Origin of the sequence: Vibrio sp. 05-20-BW147 (assembly GCF_013369385.1) — a bacterium.
Classification (GTDB): Bacteria; Pseudomonadota; Gammaproteobacteria; order Enterobacterales; family Vibrionaceae; genus Vibrio; species Vibrio floridensis.
In genome coordinates, this window is sequence record NZ_SZTO01000003.1 from 24,298 (window position 1) to 40,427 (window position 16,130).

Annotated in this window: 16 protein-coding genes; 15 read left to right on the plus strand and 1 reads right to left on the minus strand. The window is 46.2% G+C overall.

Going from position 1 to position 16,130, the window contains the following annotated elements:
- Window positions 1–47 precede the first annotated feature (47 nt).
- Entirely contained in the window at window positions 48–926 is an 879-nt protein-coding gene (gene map / locus FC652_RS02905; RefSeq protein WP_176297411.1) for a type I methionyl aminopeptidase, read from the minus strand.
- Between the two features lie 374 nt (window positions 927–1,300).
- Between map and rpsB the strand changes: the two genes are divergently transcribed.
- The 15 genes from rpsB to rnhB all read left to right on the plus strand — a co-directional run bounded on the left by rpsB (window position 1,301) and on the right by rnhB (window position 16,091).
- Window positions 1,301–2,029: a 30S ribosomal protein S2 gene (gene rpsB, locus FC652_RS02910; protein WP_176297412.1), complete on the plus strand. Its 729-nt coding sequence runs from the start codon at window positions 1,301–1,303 to the stop codon at window positions 2,027–2,029.
- 130 nt (window positions 2,030–2,159) lie between these two features.
- On the plus strand, window positions 2,160–3,002 hold the full coding sequence (gene tsf, locus FC652_RS02915; protein WP_176297413.1) for a translation elongation factor Ts: 843 nt from the start codon (window positions 2,160–2,162) through the stop codon (window positions 3,000–3,002).
- Window positions 3,003–3,164: 162 nt separating this feature from the next.
- A complete protein-coding gene (gene pyrH, locus FC652_RS02920) occupies window positions 3,165–3,890 on the plus strand; it encodes a UMP kinase (RefSeq protein ID WP_176297414.1) in 726 nt (241 codons plus the stop codon).
- A 91-nt stretch (window positions 3,891–3,981) separates the two neighbouring features.
- Window positions 3,982–4,539 (plus strand): ribosome recycling factor, encoded by a 558-nt coding sequence (gene frr, locus FC652_RS02925; RefSeq protein ID WP_176297415.1) that lies wholly within the window; start codon window positions 3,982–3,984, stop codon window positions 4,537–4,539.
- Window positions 4,540–4,635: 96 nt separating this feature from the next.
- Window positions 4,636–5,391, plus strand: coding sequence for an isoprenyl transferase (locus FC652_RS02930; RefSeq protein WP_176297416.1), 756 nt, complete (start codon window positions 4,636–4,638; stop codon window positions 5,389–5,391).
- 12 nt (window positions 5,392–5,403) lie between these two features.
- Window positions 5,404–6,246: a phosphatidate cytidylyltransferase gene (locus tag FC652_RS02935; protein ID WP_176297417.1), complete on the plus strand. Its 843-nt coding sequence runs from the start codon at window positions 5,404–5,406 to the stop codon at window positions 6,244–6,246.
- Between the two features lie 56 nt (window positions 6,247–6,302).
- The gene (ispC, locus tag FC652_RS02940; RefSeq protein WP_176297418.1) at window positions 6,303–7,511 is read left to right on the plus strand and encodes a 1-deoxy-D-xylulose-5-phosphate reductoisomerase; all 1,209 of its coding nucleotides are present in this window, start codon (window positions 6,303–6,305) and stop codon (window positions 7,509–7,511) included.
- Entirely contained in the window at window positions 7,508–8,866 is a 1,359-nt protein-coding gene (gene rseP, locus FC652_RS02945) for a sigma E protease regulator RseP (protein ID WP_176297419.1), read from the plus strand. Before ispC ends, rseP begins: the two co-directional genes overlap by 4 nt.
- A gap of 46 nt (window positions 8,867–8,912) precedes the next feature.
- Window positions 8,913–11,327 (plus strand): outer membrane protein assembly factor BamA, encoded by a 2,415-nt coding sequence (gene bamA, locus FC652_RS02950; RefSeq protein ID WP_176297420.1) that lies wholly within the window; start codon window positions 8,913–8,915, stop codon window positions 11,325–11,327.
- 26 nt (window positions 11,328–11,353) lie between these two features.
- Entirely contained in the window at window positions 11,354–11,854 is a 501-nt protein-coding gene (locus FC652_RS02955; protein ID WP_011079771.1) for an OmpH family outer membrane protein, read from the plus strand.
- An 8-nt stretch (window positions 11,855–11,862) separates the two neighbouring features.
- Window positions 11,863–12,894 (plus strand): UDP-3-O-(3-hydroxymyristoyl)glucosamine N-acyltransferase, encoded by a 1,032-nt coding sequence (lpxD, locus tag FC652_RS02960; protein WP_176297421.1) that lies wholly within the window; start codon window positions 11,863–11,865, stop codon window positions 12,892–12,894.
- A 92-nt stretch (window positions 12,895–12,986) separates the two neighbouring features.
- A complete protein-coding gene (gene fabZ, locus FC652_RS02965; RefSeq protein ID WP_176297422.1) occupies window positions 12,987–13,439 on the plus strand; it encodes a 3-hydroxyacyl-ACP dehydratase FabZ in 453 nt (150 codons plus the stop codon).
- A 1-nt stretch (window position 13,440) separates the two neighbouring features.
- Window positions 13,441–14,229 (plus strand): acyl-ACP--UDP-N-acetylglucosamine O-acyltransferase, encoded by a 789-nt coding sequence (lpxA, locus tag FC652_RS02970; protein WP_176297423.1) that lies wholly within the window; start codon window positions 13,441–13,443, stop codon window positions 14,227–14,229.
- Window positions 14,230–14,321: 92 nt separating this feature from the next.
- Window positions 14,322–15,464 (plus strand): lipid-A-disaccharide synthase, encoded by a 1,143-nt coding sequence (gene lpxB, locus FC652_RS02975; RefSeq protein ID WP_017790041.1) that lies wholly within the window; start codon window positions 14,322–14,324, stop codon window positions 15,462–15,464.
- A 3-nt stretch (window positions 15,465–15,467) separates the two neighbouring features.
- Window positions 15,468–16,091, plus strand: coding sequence for a ribonuclease HII (rnhB, locus tag FC652_RS02980; RefSeq protein WP_158105026.1), 624 nt, complete (start codon window positions 15,468–15,470; stop codon window positions 16,089–16,091).
- The last annotated feature ends 39 nt before the right edge of the window (window positions 16,092–16,130 follow it).

Here is a 16,130-nt window from a genome sequence, read left to right on the forward strand (position 1 = left end):
ATCCCCGCATGAGCGGGGATGGGAAAAATGATTTAACTCAGTGAAGATTAGATATTCTTCATCAAGCGAGGAATGGACTCTTCACTGCGCAGAGTGAGCACTTCACAACCGTCTTTAGTGACGAGAATAGTGTGTTCCCACTGTGCTGAGTTTTTGCCGTCACCAGTGTATACCGTCCAATCATCTTCAGCATCAACGGTACAACCAAACTTGCCTGCGTTTATCATCGGTTCGATAGTGAAACACATACCTTCTTTTAATACACTGCGGTCGCTATTGCGGTAATGAACGACTTGAGGTTCTTCATGGAACTCATCACCGATGCCGTGACCACAGAAATCTTTCACAATAGAGAACTTATTACGTGGGTTGTTTTTGTTGTTGTCCTTGATGTATTTCTCGATCGCGGTACCAATATCACCCACGGTCGCACCCGGTTTGACTTGACGCATACCGATGTACAGGGCTTCTTGCGCCACCATGCATAGGCGTTTGTTGGCTGGAGAAACATCACCAACCAAAAACATTTTTGATGTATCGCCGTGGAAACCTTGAGGACGCACAGACAAATCGGCTTTGTCATCGTCAGGCACAATGACGGTGATATCAACGTTTACGATATCGCCACTTTTCAGTACGGCAGGTTTCATTTGACCATTGCTGCCGATTTCATCTTTCGATGCTGGAATGCCGTGGCAAACAATATGGTTGATAGACGTACAGATCGACTTTGGAAAACCGTGATAATCCAGCGGAGCAGAATAAGCACCTTTCTCTAGGGCGTAGTCGTGACAGATTTGGTTCAGCTCGTCCGTTGTCACCCCTTCCTTGATGTATGGCTCAATCATTTCCAGGATTTCAGCGGCTAGCTTACCCGCCATTCTCATACGCTCGATTTGTTGAGCGGTTTTAATCTTAATTGACATTGGCTTTCTCTACTTAAATTCGGGGGCACATCAGGGTGTGCTGATGCGGCATTCTAACAGGAAGAAATGAGAATGTGTATTTGTCTGAAAAACGAGAGCATACCTAGGGCCAATTTTTAGGGGATGGGTTCATTTGGCTTCGTTGCTAAATGCATTTTTTTTTGCCTTCAATAGGCAAAATATGGTATAAAGCGCGCCGGAAATGAGGACTGTTCTCTTCGTTAAGGTTTCCTTAATGGCGAAGCAAGCTTCTTCCAAACATACTTTTTCTTTAAATCACACACATTCCGACACATGTTCCGGGGTGCCCAGCGATTAGGCTAGGGTCGGATACATGGGGGATGTGGAGGCCTAACCCCATAGAGGATTTTAAAATGGCAACTGTATCAATGCGCGATATGCTGAAAGCGGGTGTACACTTCGGTCACCAAACTCGTTACTGGAACCCAAAAATGAAGCCATTCATTTTTGGCGCTCGTAACCGCGTTCACATCATCAACCTAGAAAAAACTGTACCAATGTTCAACGAAGCTCTTGCTGAGCTAGTTAAAGTTGGCGAGAAGAAAGGTAAAGTTCTTTTCGTAGGTACTAAGCGCGCTGCATCTGAAGCTGTTAAAGAAGCTGCAATCGCAAGCAACCAGTACTACGTAAACAACCGTTGGTTGGGTGGTATGCTGACTAACTACAAAACTGTTCGTCAGTCAATCAAACGTCTAAAAGAGCTTGAAGTTCAGTCTACTGACGGTACTTTCGACAAGCTTACTAAGAAAGAAGCTCTAATGCGCACTCGCGAAATGGAGAAGCTAGAGAAGTCTCTTGGTGGTATCAAAGATATGGGTGGTCTTCCAGACGCTCTATTCGTAATCGATGCTGATCACGAGCACATTGCTATCAAAGAAGCGAACAACCTGGGCATTCCAGTATTCGCAGTAGTTGATACAAACTCTAACCCAGACGGCGTTGATTACATCATCCCAGGTAACGATGACGCTATCCGTGCAGTTCAACTATACCTGAACGCTGTGGCAGCATCTCTTGCTGAAGGCCGTAACAAAGACGTTGCAGCTGTAGCTGAGAAAGACGGTTTCGTAGAAGCTGAATAATCGCGGCTCTGTGTCACACTTAGTCGATGTGCAACCTAGTTGTCGCATAAACTAAGTTATAGTTAGCATCAGGGGCCGAAATACTGGCCCCTGATTTTTACCGTATCCAGAATTAACTGAGGAATAGAGAATGGCTGTTACTGCTGCTCTAGTAAAAGAACTGCGCGAACGTACTGGCGCAGGTATGATGGAATGTAAGAAGGCGCTTGTTGAAACTAACGGCGACATCGAACTGGCAATTGAAAACATGCGTAAGTCTGGCGCAGCGAAAGCAGCTAAGAAAGCTGGTAACGTTGCAGCTGAAGGCGGTATCTTCATCAAAGAAGAAAACGGTGTTGCAGTTCTTCTTGAAGTAAACTGTCAAACTGACTTCGTTGCTAAAGACGGTAACTTCACTGCATTCGCTGGCAAAGTTGCAGCTGATGCTCTTGCATCTAAAGCATCTATCGAAGAGCTACAAGCGAAATTCGAAGAAGAGCGTGTTGCTCTAGTTGCTAAGATCGGTGAAAACATCAACATTCGTCGCGTTCAGTACGTTGAAGGTGCTGTTCTAGCGTCTTACCGTCACGGTGAGAAGATTGGTGTTGTTGTTGCTGGTGACGGTGAAGCTGAAACTCTAAAACACGTTGCGATGCACGTAGCGGCTTCTCGCCCAGATTACGTGAACCCAGAAGACGTACCAGCTGACGTTGTAGCGAAAGAGCGTGAAGTTCAAGTAGAAATCGCTATGAACGAAGGTAAGCCAAAAGAAATCGCAGAGAAAATGGTTGAAGGCCGCATGAAGAAATTCACTGGCGAAGTTTCTCTGACTGGTCAGCCATTCGTTATGGAACCTAAGAAATCTGTTGGTGAAATCCTTAAAGAGCGTGGCGCTTCTGTTGTTACTTTCGTTCGCCTAGAAGTTGGTGAAGGTATCGAGAAAGCTGAAGGCCTAAGCTTCGCAGAAGAAGTTGCACTGGCTCAAAAAGGTTAATCCCTAGAGATTGTGCAAAGATTAGACCGTAGCCAAGGCTACGGTCTTTTTACGAATAAGCGGTAAATTTATTTTTAGCCGTCATGAGTTGAGATTGGTTGCAAAGCACAAGTCTCAATCCATGACTGTTAATCAACAACTCTCTTTTGTAAGGTATACTCCATGACGACTAACCCTAAACCTGCGTATCAGCGTATTCTGTTAAAACTGAGTGGCGAAGCTCTGCAAGGCTCAGAAGGCTTTGGCATTGATCCTACTGTACTTGACCGTATGGCTCAGGAAGTAAAAGAACTGGTAGAGCTGGGTGTGCAAGTGGGTGTGGTTATCGGCGGCGGTAACTTGTTCCGTGGTGCAGGTTTGGCGCAAGCCGGAATGAACCGTGTAGTGGGTGACCACATGGGTATGCTAGCAACAGTAATGAATGGCCTAGCGATGCGTGATGCATTGCACCGTGCTTACGTAAACGCGCGCGTGATGTCTGCTATACCTCTAAATGGTGTGTGTGATGACTACAACTGGGCCGATGCTATCCGCGAACTTCGTCAAGGTCGTGTGGTTATTTTCGCCGCAGGTACTGGCAACCCATTCTTCACCACCGATTCTGCAGCTTGTTTACGCGGTATTGAAATTGAAGCGGATGTAGTGCTAAAAGCGACCAAAGTGGATGGTGTATTTACGGCTGACCCGGTAGCCAACCCAGACGCAGAGCTGTATGATAAGCTTTCTTACGCCGATGTTCTTGAAAAAGAACTGAAAGTGATGGATTTGGCAGCATTTACTTTGGCTCGTGACCACAAAATGCCAATCCGCGTATTTAATATGAACAAGCCGGGGGCTTTGCGCCGTGTGGTAATGGGTGAAGCAGAAGGCACGCTAATTACCGCTTAAGCTGATACTACGCCATTGCTGGCAACACAATGGCGTAAGCGAACCCCGAACAAGCTTTCTAGTAGAAAGACGACATTTTTAAGGTGAAACCGTGATTAACGATATTAAAAAAGACGCGCAAGAGCGCATGGAAAAGAGTGTTGAAGCGCTTAAAAACGGCCTGTCTAAAGTTCGTACTGGTCGTGCGCACCCAAGCCTGCTGTCTGGCATCTCTGTAGATTACTACGGTGCAGCAACGCCATTAACCCAAGTAGCGAACGTAATAGCGGAAGATGCGCGTACACTGGCTATCACTGTATTTGATAAAGAGCTGACTCAGAAAGTTGAAAAAGCAATCATGATGTCTGATCTTGGTCTAAACCCAATGTCAGCTGGTACAGTCATTCGTGTTCCACTTCCACCATTAACGGAAGAGCGCCGTAAGGATCTTGTTAAAATCGTTCGTGGTGAAGCTGAAGGTGCTCGAGTAGCCGTACGTAACATCCGTCGTGACGCAAACAGCGATCTTAAAGCTCTACTGAAAGACAAAGAAATTTCTGAAGATGAAGATCGTAAAGCGCAAGACGAAATTCAAAAATTAACAGATGCTGCAGTGAAGAAGATCGATGATGTTCTTGCTGCGAAAGAAAAAGAGTTAATGGAAGTTTAATATTTCTATTGATATCACTGTTGGAAAGCGCTGTGTTCGCAGCACAGCGCTTTTTTGTGTTACTCTACCCAACTGATGGAACTCAGTTAACTCTTTATGCAAAATTCTCAACTCTTCTCAGAATCTCTTCCCAAGCACATTGCCATTATTATGGACGGCAATGGTCGATGGGCAAAATCCAAAGGTAAACCTCGCGTTTTTGGGCATAAGAAAGGCGTCAATGCGGTTCGTAAAACCATCGTTGCGGCTTCCAAACTCAATATTCAAGCAATCACTTTATTTGCTTTTAGTAGTGAAAACTGGCGCCGTCCTGAAGAAGAGGTCGGATTGTTGATGGAACTTTTCATTACCGTGCTTTCTAGCGAAGTAAAGAAGCTACATAAGAACAATCTGCGTTTGCGAATCATCGGCGACACCACACGCTTTAGTGAGCGCCTTCAGAAGAAAATATCAGAAGCCCAAGAGTTAACGGCGAGTAATACTGGAATGGTGATTAATGTTGCTGCCAACTATGGTGGTAAGTGGGACATCACCCAGGCGGTACAAAAAGTAGCTAAGCAAGTTGAAGCAGGGGCACTGTTGGCTGATGCCATTACAGAAGATGAGATTGCTAAACATCTGACCATGTCCGATCTGCCAGAAGTGGACTTGCTGATTCGCACCAGTGGCGAATGCCGTATTAGTAACTTCATGTTATGGCAGATGGCCTACGCTGAAATGTACTTTACGCCCGTATTTTGGCCTGATTTTGGTGAAGATAGCCTGATTGAGGCGATCACTTGGTTTGTGAATCGAGAGCGACGTTTTGGTTGCACGGGTGAGCAAATAAAAGCCCTGATGAGTGCTCAATAAGGAACCAATAGTTTGAAACAAAGAATAATTACTGCACTAATTCTTGCGCCTCTGGTAGTGCTTGGAATTTTTGAGTTACCACTTTCCCTATTCATTACCGCATTGGTCGCGGTGACCTTATTAGGTTTTTGGGAGTGGACTCAGTTTGTTGACACACAGTCACGTATTAAAGCCATGGTGCCAGCGGTTGTCGTCACTATCGGCAGCCTATTCTGGATTGATGGCGATTCAGCCAGCCAGAATCAAATTGGCTTGCCGCACTATTTGATGCTAGCTGCGGGTACAGCCTGGTGGCTCTATGCCAGTGCTTTGGCTATTACTTACCCCAAATCAACACAGAGTTGGCAAGGCCACAAACCTCTTCGTCACCTTTTTGGCTTGCTTACCCTTATCCCTTTTATGTGGAGCGTGATTTTATTGCGTGCGGTTGACGTGGAAAATGCCCCTTATTTTGGTGCAAAACTGGTGATGTTTGTGTGCCTCTTGGTTTGGGCGGCAGACAGTGGAGCATACTTTGCTGGCAAGAGCTTAGGCAAACGTAAAATGGCACCCAAAGTGAGTCCAAATAAAACCATCGAAGGCTTAATTGGCGGAGTCATCACCGCGGTCATCGTAGGTTGGGCGTTTTCTGGTTGGTTTGATATACCGTTTTCCAGCCCTCTGCATATGGTTTTGATTACACTTGCTACGGTTGTAATATCAGTGTTAGGCGACTTAGTGGAAAGTATGTTTAAGCGAGAGTCTGGAATTAAGGACAGCAGCAACATTATTCCGGGACACGGTGGTATTCTCGATCGCATTGATAGCCTTACCGCTGCATTCCCAATTTTTGCTCTTCTTTATTTCTTGTTCTGACAATAACAAGGGGAAGTGTCACCATTTCCCCTTGTTTCTTTATTCGGTCATCAGTTATGCAAAAGCTCACGATTCTTGGTGCAACAGGCTCAATTGGTGCCAGCACGCTAAAAGTAGTTGAACAAAACCCTGATAAGTTTTCTGTGGTTGCCTTAGCCGCAGATTCTAACGTGGAAAAAATGCAGCAGCTTTGTGAAAAATGGCAACCTGAATACGCAGTGATGGCGAATAAGGACGCTGCTTTACGTCTTGAACGAGTATTAGCCAGTTCGGCGATACACACCAAAGTACTTGGTGGAGAAGATGGGCTCAGTTATGTGGCGACGTTATCAAACGTCGACAGCGTAATGGCAGCAATTGTTGGTGCTGCTGGCTTGGTTCCAACCATGGCTGCGGTGAAAGCGGGTAAGCGCATTCTGCTCGCCAACAAGGAAGCGTTGGTGATGTCAGGGCAATTGTTTATTGATGAAGTGGCCAAATCAGGTGCGCAACTACTGCCTGTCGACAGCGAACACAATGCGATATTTCAGTGTTTGCCGGAAGCGGTTCAAATGCAGCTCGGCCGCTGTGATCTGTCTGAACATGGTATCAATCATATCTTATTGACAGGATCGGGTGGTCCATTTCGCTACACTGAAGTGGAACAGTTAGAGCTTGTTACACCAGAACAGGCGGTTGCTCATCCAAACTGGTCGATGGGACCGAAAATTTCCGTCGATTCGGCGACGATGATGAACAAAGGGCTGGAATACATCGAAGCGAAGTGGTTGTTTAACGCGCAGAGAGAGCAGCTCAAAGTTATTGTTCATCCACAGTCGGTGATCCACTCAATGGTGCAATATATCGATGGCTCTGTACTGGCACAATTGGGCGAACCAGATATGGCCACACCCATTGCATTAACGATGTCTTATCCAGAGCGAGTGCGTGCAGGTGTTAAACCACTTGATTTTACACAGGTCGGTGAGTTGACATTTTTGCAACCAGACTTTGCGCGTTACCCATGTTTAGAGTTAGCTATAGAAGCGTGTTACATGGGGCAACATGCCACCACTGCATTGAATGCGGCCAACGAAGTTGCGGTGGCGGCATTTCTTGAACGTCAAATGAAATTCACCGATATCGCGCGAGTGAACTGCTCAGTTTTAAACCAAGTCAGTAAGCAGACGTTTACAGCAGGCCTGGATAGCTTGGAAAGCCTTCTAGAGCTCGATAGAATGGCAAGAAAGTTGGCCAATCAAGTCATTAGAGAGCGTACACAATGACAGATATTTTATGGAATCTAGTTTCTTTCATCGTTGCACTGGGCATTTTGGTGGCCGTGCACGAGTTTGGTCATTTTTGGGTCGCGCGTCGCTGTGGCGTGAGAGTAGAGAAATTTTCAATTGGCTTCGGTAAATCCATTTGGAGTAAGGTTGGCCAAGACGGCACCGAGTACAGTATTTCCGTGATTCCTTTAGGGGGCTACGTCAAAATGCTGGATGGACGCGTTGATGAACTCAATGACGATGACCGTCAATATGCTTTTGATAGCAAACCGTTATGGAAACGCACTTCCATCGTAGCTGCTGGGCCGATATTTAACTTCTTGTTTGCGATTTTTGCCTACTGGTGGGTCTTTATTATCGGTGTGCCTGCCGTTAAGCCTGTTATAGGGCAAGTGACACCGCACTCGATTGTTGCAAAGGCGGGAATTGAAACGGGAATGGAACTAAAAGCCATTTCAGGTATCAAAACTTCGAACTGGGAATCTGTCAACATGCAACTCATCTCTCATATAGGTGATGATCAGATGACAGTTACCGTGGCACCAGCCGATGAAATTGGTTTTGAGCGTACCGTTGCACTAGATATTCGTGATTGGAAGTTTGATCCGGAAAACGAGTCAGCCATGCTGTCGCTAGGTTTCAGACCCTATTCACCTGAGATTTATACTCGTTTGGTCAATGTCTCACAAGGTGGAGCAGGCGAACGTTCAGGCCTTGAAGTTGGCGATAAATTACTCTCAATTAATGCTCAGGCGATTGAGCATTGGGAAAATGTCGTCGAGTGGATTCGTTCCAACCCAGATACACCGTTGTCTATCACGGTAGAGCGTGCGGGAGAAAGGATTGAACTAACTCTTACGCCAGACAGCAGAACCCTTTCAGATGGGAGTGTGATCGGATTTGCAGGTATTGCTCCTGAAGTCGCAGAATGGCCTGAAAGTTATCGCTTCGATCTCCAATTTGGTGTATTCGAATCAGTAGGTAAAGCGGTAGAGAAAACGGGGCAGGTCATAGACCTCACTGTTAGCATGTTGAAAAAACTGGTAACGGGTGATGTGGGTTTGAATAACCTTAGCGGACCTATCTCAATTGCTAAAGGGGCAGGCGCTACCGCAGATTATGGTTTAGTCTATTTCCTTGGTTTTTTGGCTTTAATCAGCATTAACCTAGGAATTATTAACTTAGTGCCTTTGCCTATGTTAGATGGTGGGCACTTGTTGTTTTTTGCCATTGAGGCAGTCATTCGACGCCCTGTGCCAGAGAAGATTCAGGAAATGGGATACCGCATTGGCGGTGCCGTTATTTTCTCACTGATGGCGCTGGCATTATTTAATGATTTTACACGTCTGTGATGGTTCAGAGACGATAGAGCAGTAGCAAGGAATAATTAAAACAATTATGGCGATCAAGCAGATTCTGTTCGCAACATTATTGGCAACCAGCGTGTCCGCAAACGGAGCCCAAGACTTTGTTGTACAAGACATTAAAATTGAAGGTTTGCAGCGTGTAGCACTCGGTGCTGCATTGCTGAAAATGCCTGTGCGCGTGGGCGATACGGTCGAGCAAAAAGATGTTTCTGCCATTATTAAAGCACTGTACGCTTCAGGGAACTTTGAAGACGTTAAAGTGCTTCGTGATGGTGATGTGCTCATCGTGCAAGTGAAAGAGCGTCCAACGATTGCGAGCATTTCGTTTTCTGGCAACAAAGCGATCAAAGAGGAGCAACTTCAGCAGAACCTCGAGGCATCGGGTATTCGTGAAGGTGAATCACTCGATCGCACCACGATCAGCAATATTGAGAAAGGTCTAGAAGACTTTTATTACAGTGTTGGTAAATACAATGCGACAGTAAAAGCGGTTGTGACACCACTTCCTCGTAATCGCGCTGATTTAAAGTTCGTTTTCACCGAAGGTGTGTCCGCTAAGATCCAACAAATTAACTTTATCGGCAATACCGTGTATTCCGATGAAGAGCTGTTGTCGCGTTTCAACTTGAACGTGGATGTGCCGTGGTGGAACTTTCTTGCTGATGAGAAATACCAGAAACAAGTGTTGTCTGGTGATATCGAAGCGTTACGCTCTTTCTACCTTGACCGCGGCTATTTGAAGTTCAATGTTGAATCAACCCAAGTTGCTATTTCACCCGATAAAAAAGGCGTCTACATCACTCTTGTGCTGGATGAGGGCGAACCTTATAGCGTCAAGGATGTTAACTTCCGTGGTGAACTGATTGGTAAAGAGGAAGAGTTTAAGGCTCTCGTGCCTTTCGAAACGGGTGAAACGTATAACGGTTCTGCCGTCACCACGCTTGAAGAAAACATCAAACGTGTGCTTGGAGAAGCGGGTTATGCCTATCCGAAAGTAGGTACGATTCCAGAGTTCGACGATGAGAACAAACAAGTATCGCTGCTTGTGCATGTCGAGGCTGGAAATCGAATCTATGTTCGTGACATCCGTTTTACCGGCAACAACTCAACGCGCGATGAGGTTCTTCGCCGCGAAATGCGCCAAATGGAAGGCAGCTGGCTGAACTCAAAAGCGATTGATACAGGTAAAACGCGTTTGAATCGTCTTGGTTTCTTTGAAACGGTGGATGTTCAAACGGTTCGTGTACCAGGTAGCGACGATCAAGTGGACTTGGTTTACAACGTCAAAGAGGCGAACTCAGGCAGCGTAAACTTTGGTGTTGGTTACGGTACTGAATCAGGCGTGAGTTTCCAAATCGGTTTACAGCAAGATAACTTCATTGGCAGTGGTAACCGCGTTGGTATCAGCGCGATGATGAACGACTACCAAAAGAACGTGAGCTTAGATTATCGAGACCCATACTGGAACCTCGATGGCGTGAGTCTAGGTGGTAAGATCTTCTATAACGAGTTTGAAGCATCTGAAGCGGGTATTGTTGACTATACCAACGAAAGCTATGGAGCCAACTTGACGTGGGGTTTCCCCTTTGATGAGTTGAATCGTTTTGAAATTGGTGTGGGTTATACTCACAACAAGATTGGTAACTTGTCACCTTACTTGCAAGTAGAACAGTTCCTACAAGCACAAGCGTCGAATATTGACTCCGATGGGGCTTTAAATACCAATGACTTTGATGTCACACTGTCGTGGACACGTAACAACCTGAACCGTGGTTACTTCCCAACTGCAGGTAACCATCAGCGCGCATTTTACAAGATGACCGTACCTGGCTCTGACGTTCAGTACTTCAAAATGCAGTACGATGTGAGACAGTATGTTCCGTTAACGAAGAAACATGAGTTCACTTTGTTATTCCGTGGTCGCTTGGGTTACGGTAATGGTTATGGTCAAACGGATGGCAATGATAACTTGTTCCCATTCTACGAAAACTACTACGCCGGCGGCTTTACCACCTTACGTGGTTTCGGTTCCAACTCTGCGGGTCCGAAAGCGGTGTATCGTGAGTACAGTGGTTCAAACAACGGTTCGGATACTGCGACTGACGATTCTGTCGGTGGTAATGCGGTGGCATTAGCCAGTATTGAGCTGATTGTCCCAACACCGTTTGCTTCTGAGGAAGCGCGCAGTCAAATTCGTACCAGTGTTTTCTACGACATGGCGAGTGTTTGGGATACGGAGTTTGACTACCGCAGTTCTGGTGCCGATTATGGCAATCAGTACTATCATGACTACTCCGACCCCACCAATTACCGTTCATCTTACGGTGTAGCGTTGCAATGGATGTCGCCGATGGGACCTTTGGTCTTCTCGCTAGCGAAACCTATTAATATTTACGAAGGTGACGACGAAGAATTCTTCACTTTCACAATCGGCAGAACCTTCTAAAAACAGAGGAAATGATTTTGAACAAAATGATCAAAGCGGCTGGTGTTGGCCTTCTAGTACTAAGTTCTTCTATGTTTGCAACGGCAGCTGAAGCTGCTCAGAAAGTTGCTTACATCAACACCGCGCAAGTTTTCCAAGCACTACCCCAGCGTGAAGTAGTGTTGCAGAAAATGCAGGAAGAGTTCAAAGACAAGGCCGCTGAACTGCAAGCGATTCAAGCGGAAGCAAAGACTAAAATTGAAAAGCTAAAGCGCGATGGCGAGCTTTTAGGGCAAGAAGAAGTTGAGAAACTACGTATTGAGATTGGTCAGCTAGACAGCAAATACAAGATCAAAGCCCAAGCACTAGAGCAAGCGAGCGCGCGCCGCGAAGCGGAAGAGAAGCAAAAACTGTTTAAGGTGATTCAGGACGCAGTCAAAGTGGTTGCGGAAAAAGAAGGCTACGACATGGTCATCGACATCACTGCACTGCAATATGGCAAGCCTGAGTACAATATTTCTGAGAAAGTGATTAAATCCATTAAATAATTATTCTTATGATGACACTGACATTAGCTGAATTAGCAAAAATTACCGGGGGAGAGTTGCACGGAGATGAAACGGTTTGCGTTTCGCGTGTGGCTCCAATGGATAAAGCGGGTGAAGGAGACGTCACGTTTCTTTCCAATCCAAAATACGCAGTACATCTAGCCGAGTGCAAGGCGACGGTTGTGATGCTGAAGGCGGATCAACGTAAGCATTGCTCTGGTCATGTTCTCGTGGTCGGCGATCCTTATGTTGCTTTTGCAAAAGTAGCACAAGCTCTGGATACCACCCCAAAACCCGCTGATGGCATTGCGCCATCCGCAGTGATCGCCTCTGATGCGATATTGGGACAGAACGTTTCGATTGGTGCAAATGCAGTGATCGAAACAGGGGTGACGCTTGGTGATAATGTTGTCATCGGTGCGGGTTGCTTTATCGGTAAAAATGCCACAATAGGTCAAAACACCAAGTTGTGGGCTAATGTCACTATCTATCATCAAGTTCAAATTGGTACCGACTGCCTAGTTCAATCTGGCACCGTGATCGGTTCGGATGGTTTTGGTTATGCGAACGACCGTGGCGAGTGGATTAAGATTCCGCAGTTGGGTTCCGTGCGTATCGGTAACCGTGTGGAAATTGGCGCATGTACCACCATCGACCGTGGTGCGCTTGATGATACGATCATCGAAGACAATGTGGTGTTGGATAACCAACTGCAAATCGCGCACAACGTGCACATCGGATATGGTACCGTGATGCCTGGTGGTACAGTAGTTGCCGGCAGTACCAAAATTGGTAAGTATTGTGCGATTGGTGGTGCATCGGTGATCAACGGTCATATTACCATTGCTGATGGTGTCAATATCACTGGCATGGGCATGGTGATGCGTAGTATCGAAGAAAAAGGTGTCTATTCTTCGGGCATTCCGTTGCAAACCAACAAAGAGTGGCGTAAAACCGCCGCTCGAGTCCATCGCATTGAAGAAATGAATAAGCGTTTGAAGGCGGTTGAGAAAATCGTCGAGCAGAAAAAGGAAGATTAATTCCAATTTCTTGCAAAAGGCTCGCCAAAAGCGAGTCTTTTTCTTCTATAATGACGCGCTATATTTCCAAGAATTAATATAGGAATAAGACTTTGACTACTGAAAAGAAAACGATGAACATCTCTGAAATTCAAGAGTTATTACCTCATCGCTACCCATTCTTGATGATCGACCGTGTTGTAGATTTCCAAGAAGAAAAATATCTTCATGCGATTAAAAATGTGTCGGTTAACGAACCTCAGTTTACAGGTCATTTCCCACAACTTCCGGTTTTTCCGGGCGTACTGATTCTTGAAGCGATGGCTCAAGCTACGGGATTACTGGCGTTTAAATCATTCGGTGCACCGTCTGAGAACGAGCTGTACTACTTCGCTAGTGTGGATGGTGCTAAGTTCCGTAAACCCGTAGTGCCAGGTGACCAACTGGTCATCGAAGTTGAGTTTATTAAAGAGCGTCGTGGTATTGCTGCTTTCACTGGTGTGGCGAAAGTGGATGGCGATGTAGTTTGTTCTGCTGAACTAAAATGTGCTCGTAGAGAGTTTTAATATGATTGATGCAACTGCGCAAATTCACCCAACCGCGGTGGTAGAAGAAGGCGCTGTGATTGGTGCCAATGTAAAAATAGGTCCTTTTTGCTATGTGGATAGCAAAGTAGAAATTGGTGAAGGCACGGAGCTGCTTTCTCATGTCGTCGTCAAGGGACCGACTAAAATTGGTAAAGAGAATCGCATTTTTCAGTTTGCATCAATTGGTGAAGCGTGTCAGGACCTCAAATTTGCGGGTGAAGATACGCAGCTCGTGATTGGTGATCGCAATACCATTCGTGAAAGTGTCACCATGCACCGTGGTACGGTTCAAGACAAAGGCATTACCATCGTTGGTAGTGATAACCTATTCATGATCAATGCGCACGTTGCCCATGATTGTGTGATTGGCGACCGCTGTATTTTTGCCAACAACGCTACCTTAGCTGGGCACGTCAAAGTCGGTAACCAAGCGATTGTTGGTGGTATGTCCGCGATCCATCAGTTCTGTCATATCGGTGATCACTGTATGCTGGGTGGTGGTTCTATTGTCGTTCAAGATGTGCCGCCATATGTGATGGCACAAGGCAATCACTGCGCACCGTTTGGCATCAATGTGGAAGGTTTGAAGCGCCGCGGCTTCGAGAAGAAAGAAATTCTTGCTATTCGCCGTGCATACAAAACGCTTTACCGCAGTGGTTTAACCCTAGAAGCGGCAAAAGAAGAAATCGCGAAAGAGACGGAAGCGTTTCCTGCGGTTAAGCTGTTTTTGGAGTTTTTGGAAAAATCACAGCGTGGCATTATTCGCTAGTCGCTCGGATTTGACATACTGTACAAAAGATCGCCGTCTCTGATGGCGGTCTTTTTGTGTTTTTAGCGTGGAACAAAAAAGGTCTGTAAACCATGAGCAACAAGCCATTGCGTATTGGAATTGTCGCTGGAGAGCTCTCTGGTGATACGCTAGGTGAAGGCTTTATTAAAGCAATCAAAGCCGTTCATCCTGATGCAGAATTTGTCGGTATCGGTGGGCCAAAGATGATCGCTCAAGGCTGCCAGTCGCTGTTTGATATGGAAGAGTTGGCGGTGATGGGGCTGGTGGAAGTCTTGGGGCGCTTACCTCGCTTACTGAAAGTGAAAGCGGAACTGGTGCGTTACTTTACCGAAAATCCCCCTGATGTATTTGTCGGTATTGACGCGCCAGACTTTAACTTACGCCTTGAGTTAGATCTGAAAAACGCCGGAATTAAAACGGTGCATTATGTGAGTCCTTCGGTTTGGGCTTGGCGTCAAAAACGCATTTTCAAAATTGCGAAAGCCACCCATTTGGTATTGGCATTTCTGCCCTTCGAAAAAGCGTTTTACGACAAATTTAATGTCCCTTGTGAGTTTATTGGCCATACTCTCGCCGATGCTATTCCGTTGGAATCAGACAAAGCGCCAGCTCGTGAGTTGCTCGGGTTGGAACAAGATAAGCAATGGCTGGCAGTGCTGCCAGGCAGCCGCGGTAGTGAGTTGAAAATGCTGTCGCAGCCATTCATTGAAACGTGTAAGAAACTGCAGCAGGCATTCCCAGAACTGGGGTTTGTTGTCGCGCTAGTCAACCAAAAACGCCGCGAGCAGTTTGAACAAGCGTGGAAAGAATACGCGCCAGAGTTGGATTTCAAACTGGTGGATGATACCGCGCGAAATGTTATTACTGCCTCAGATGCGGTCATGCTGGCCTCAGGTACCGTGGCACTCGAATGCATGTTACTTAAGCGTCCAATGGTGGTGGGCTATCGTGTCAATGCTGTGACGGCTTTCCTCGCTAAGCGCTTGCTTAAAACCCAATACGTCTCGTTGCCAAACATTCTGGCCGACACTGAGTTGGTAAAAGAATATCTTCAAGATGACTGCACGCCAGACAATTTGTTTGGCGAGGTATCTCGCTTGTTAGAAGGTGACAACCACCAAATGTTGGATAAGTTCACCGAGATGCATCATTGGATCCGCAAAGATGCCGACCAACAAGCGGCTAATGCAGTGTTAAAGTTAATTGAGAAATAGAAGATGGCAGCAAAAGAAACCAAAGAGTTACCTCCTTTTGAATATCCTCAGGGCTATTACTGCATTGCGGGGGTGGATGAAGTGGGGCGAGGTCCACTGGTGGGGGATGTCGTCACCGCTGCGGTGATTTTAGATCCGAACAATCCGATAGAAGGGTTGAACGATTCAAAAAAACTGAGCGAAAAAAAACGCTTAGCCTTGTTGCCAGAAATTCAAGAGAAAGCGCTGGCGTGGGCTGTTGGCCGCTGTTCGCCAGAAGAAATCGACCAGTTGAACATCTTGCAAGCAACCATGGTGGCGATGCAACGCGCGGTTGAAGGACTGGCTGTTAAGCCTGATCTGGTGCTTATTGACGGCAACCGTTGCCCAGCTTTACCAATGGACAGCCAAGCTGTGGTCAAAGGTGACTTACGCGTAGCTCAAATCAGTGCGGCTTCGATCATCGCCAAAGTAGTACGTGACCAAGAGATGGAAGAACTCGACAAGCAGTACCCACAATTTGGTTTTGCTCAGCACAAAGGCTACCCAACCAAAGCGCATTTTGAAGCGATAGAAAAGCATGGTGTGATTGATCAGCATCGTAAGAGCTTTAAGCCAGTCAAAAAAGCCTTGGGTATTGAAGAGTAAGCGCTTACCAGTCGTCCAAACTACACGTTTTCCCAAGAG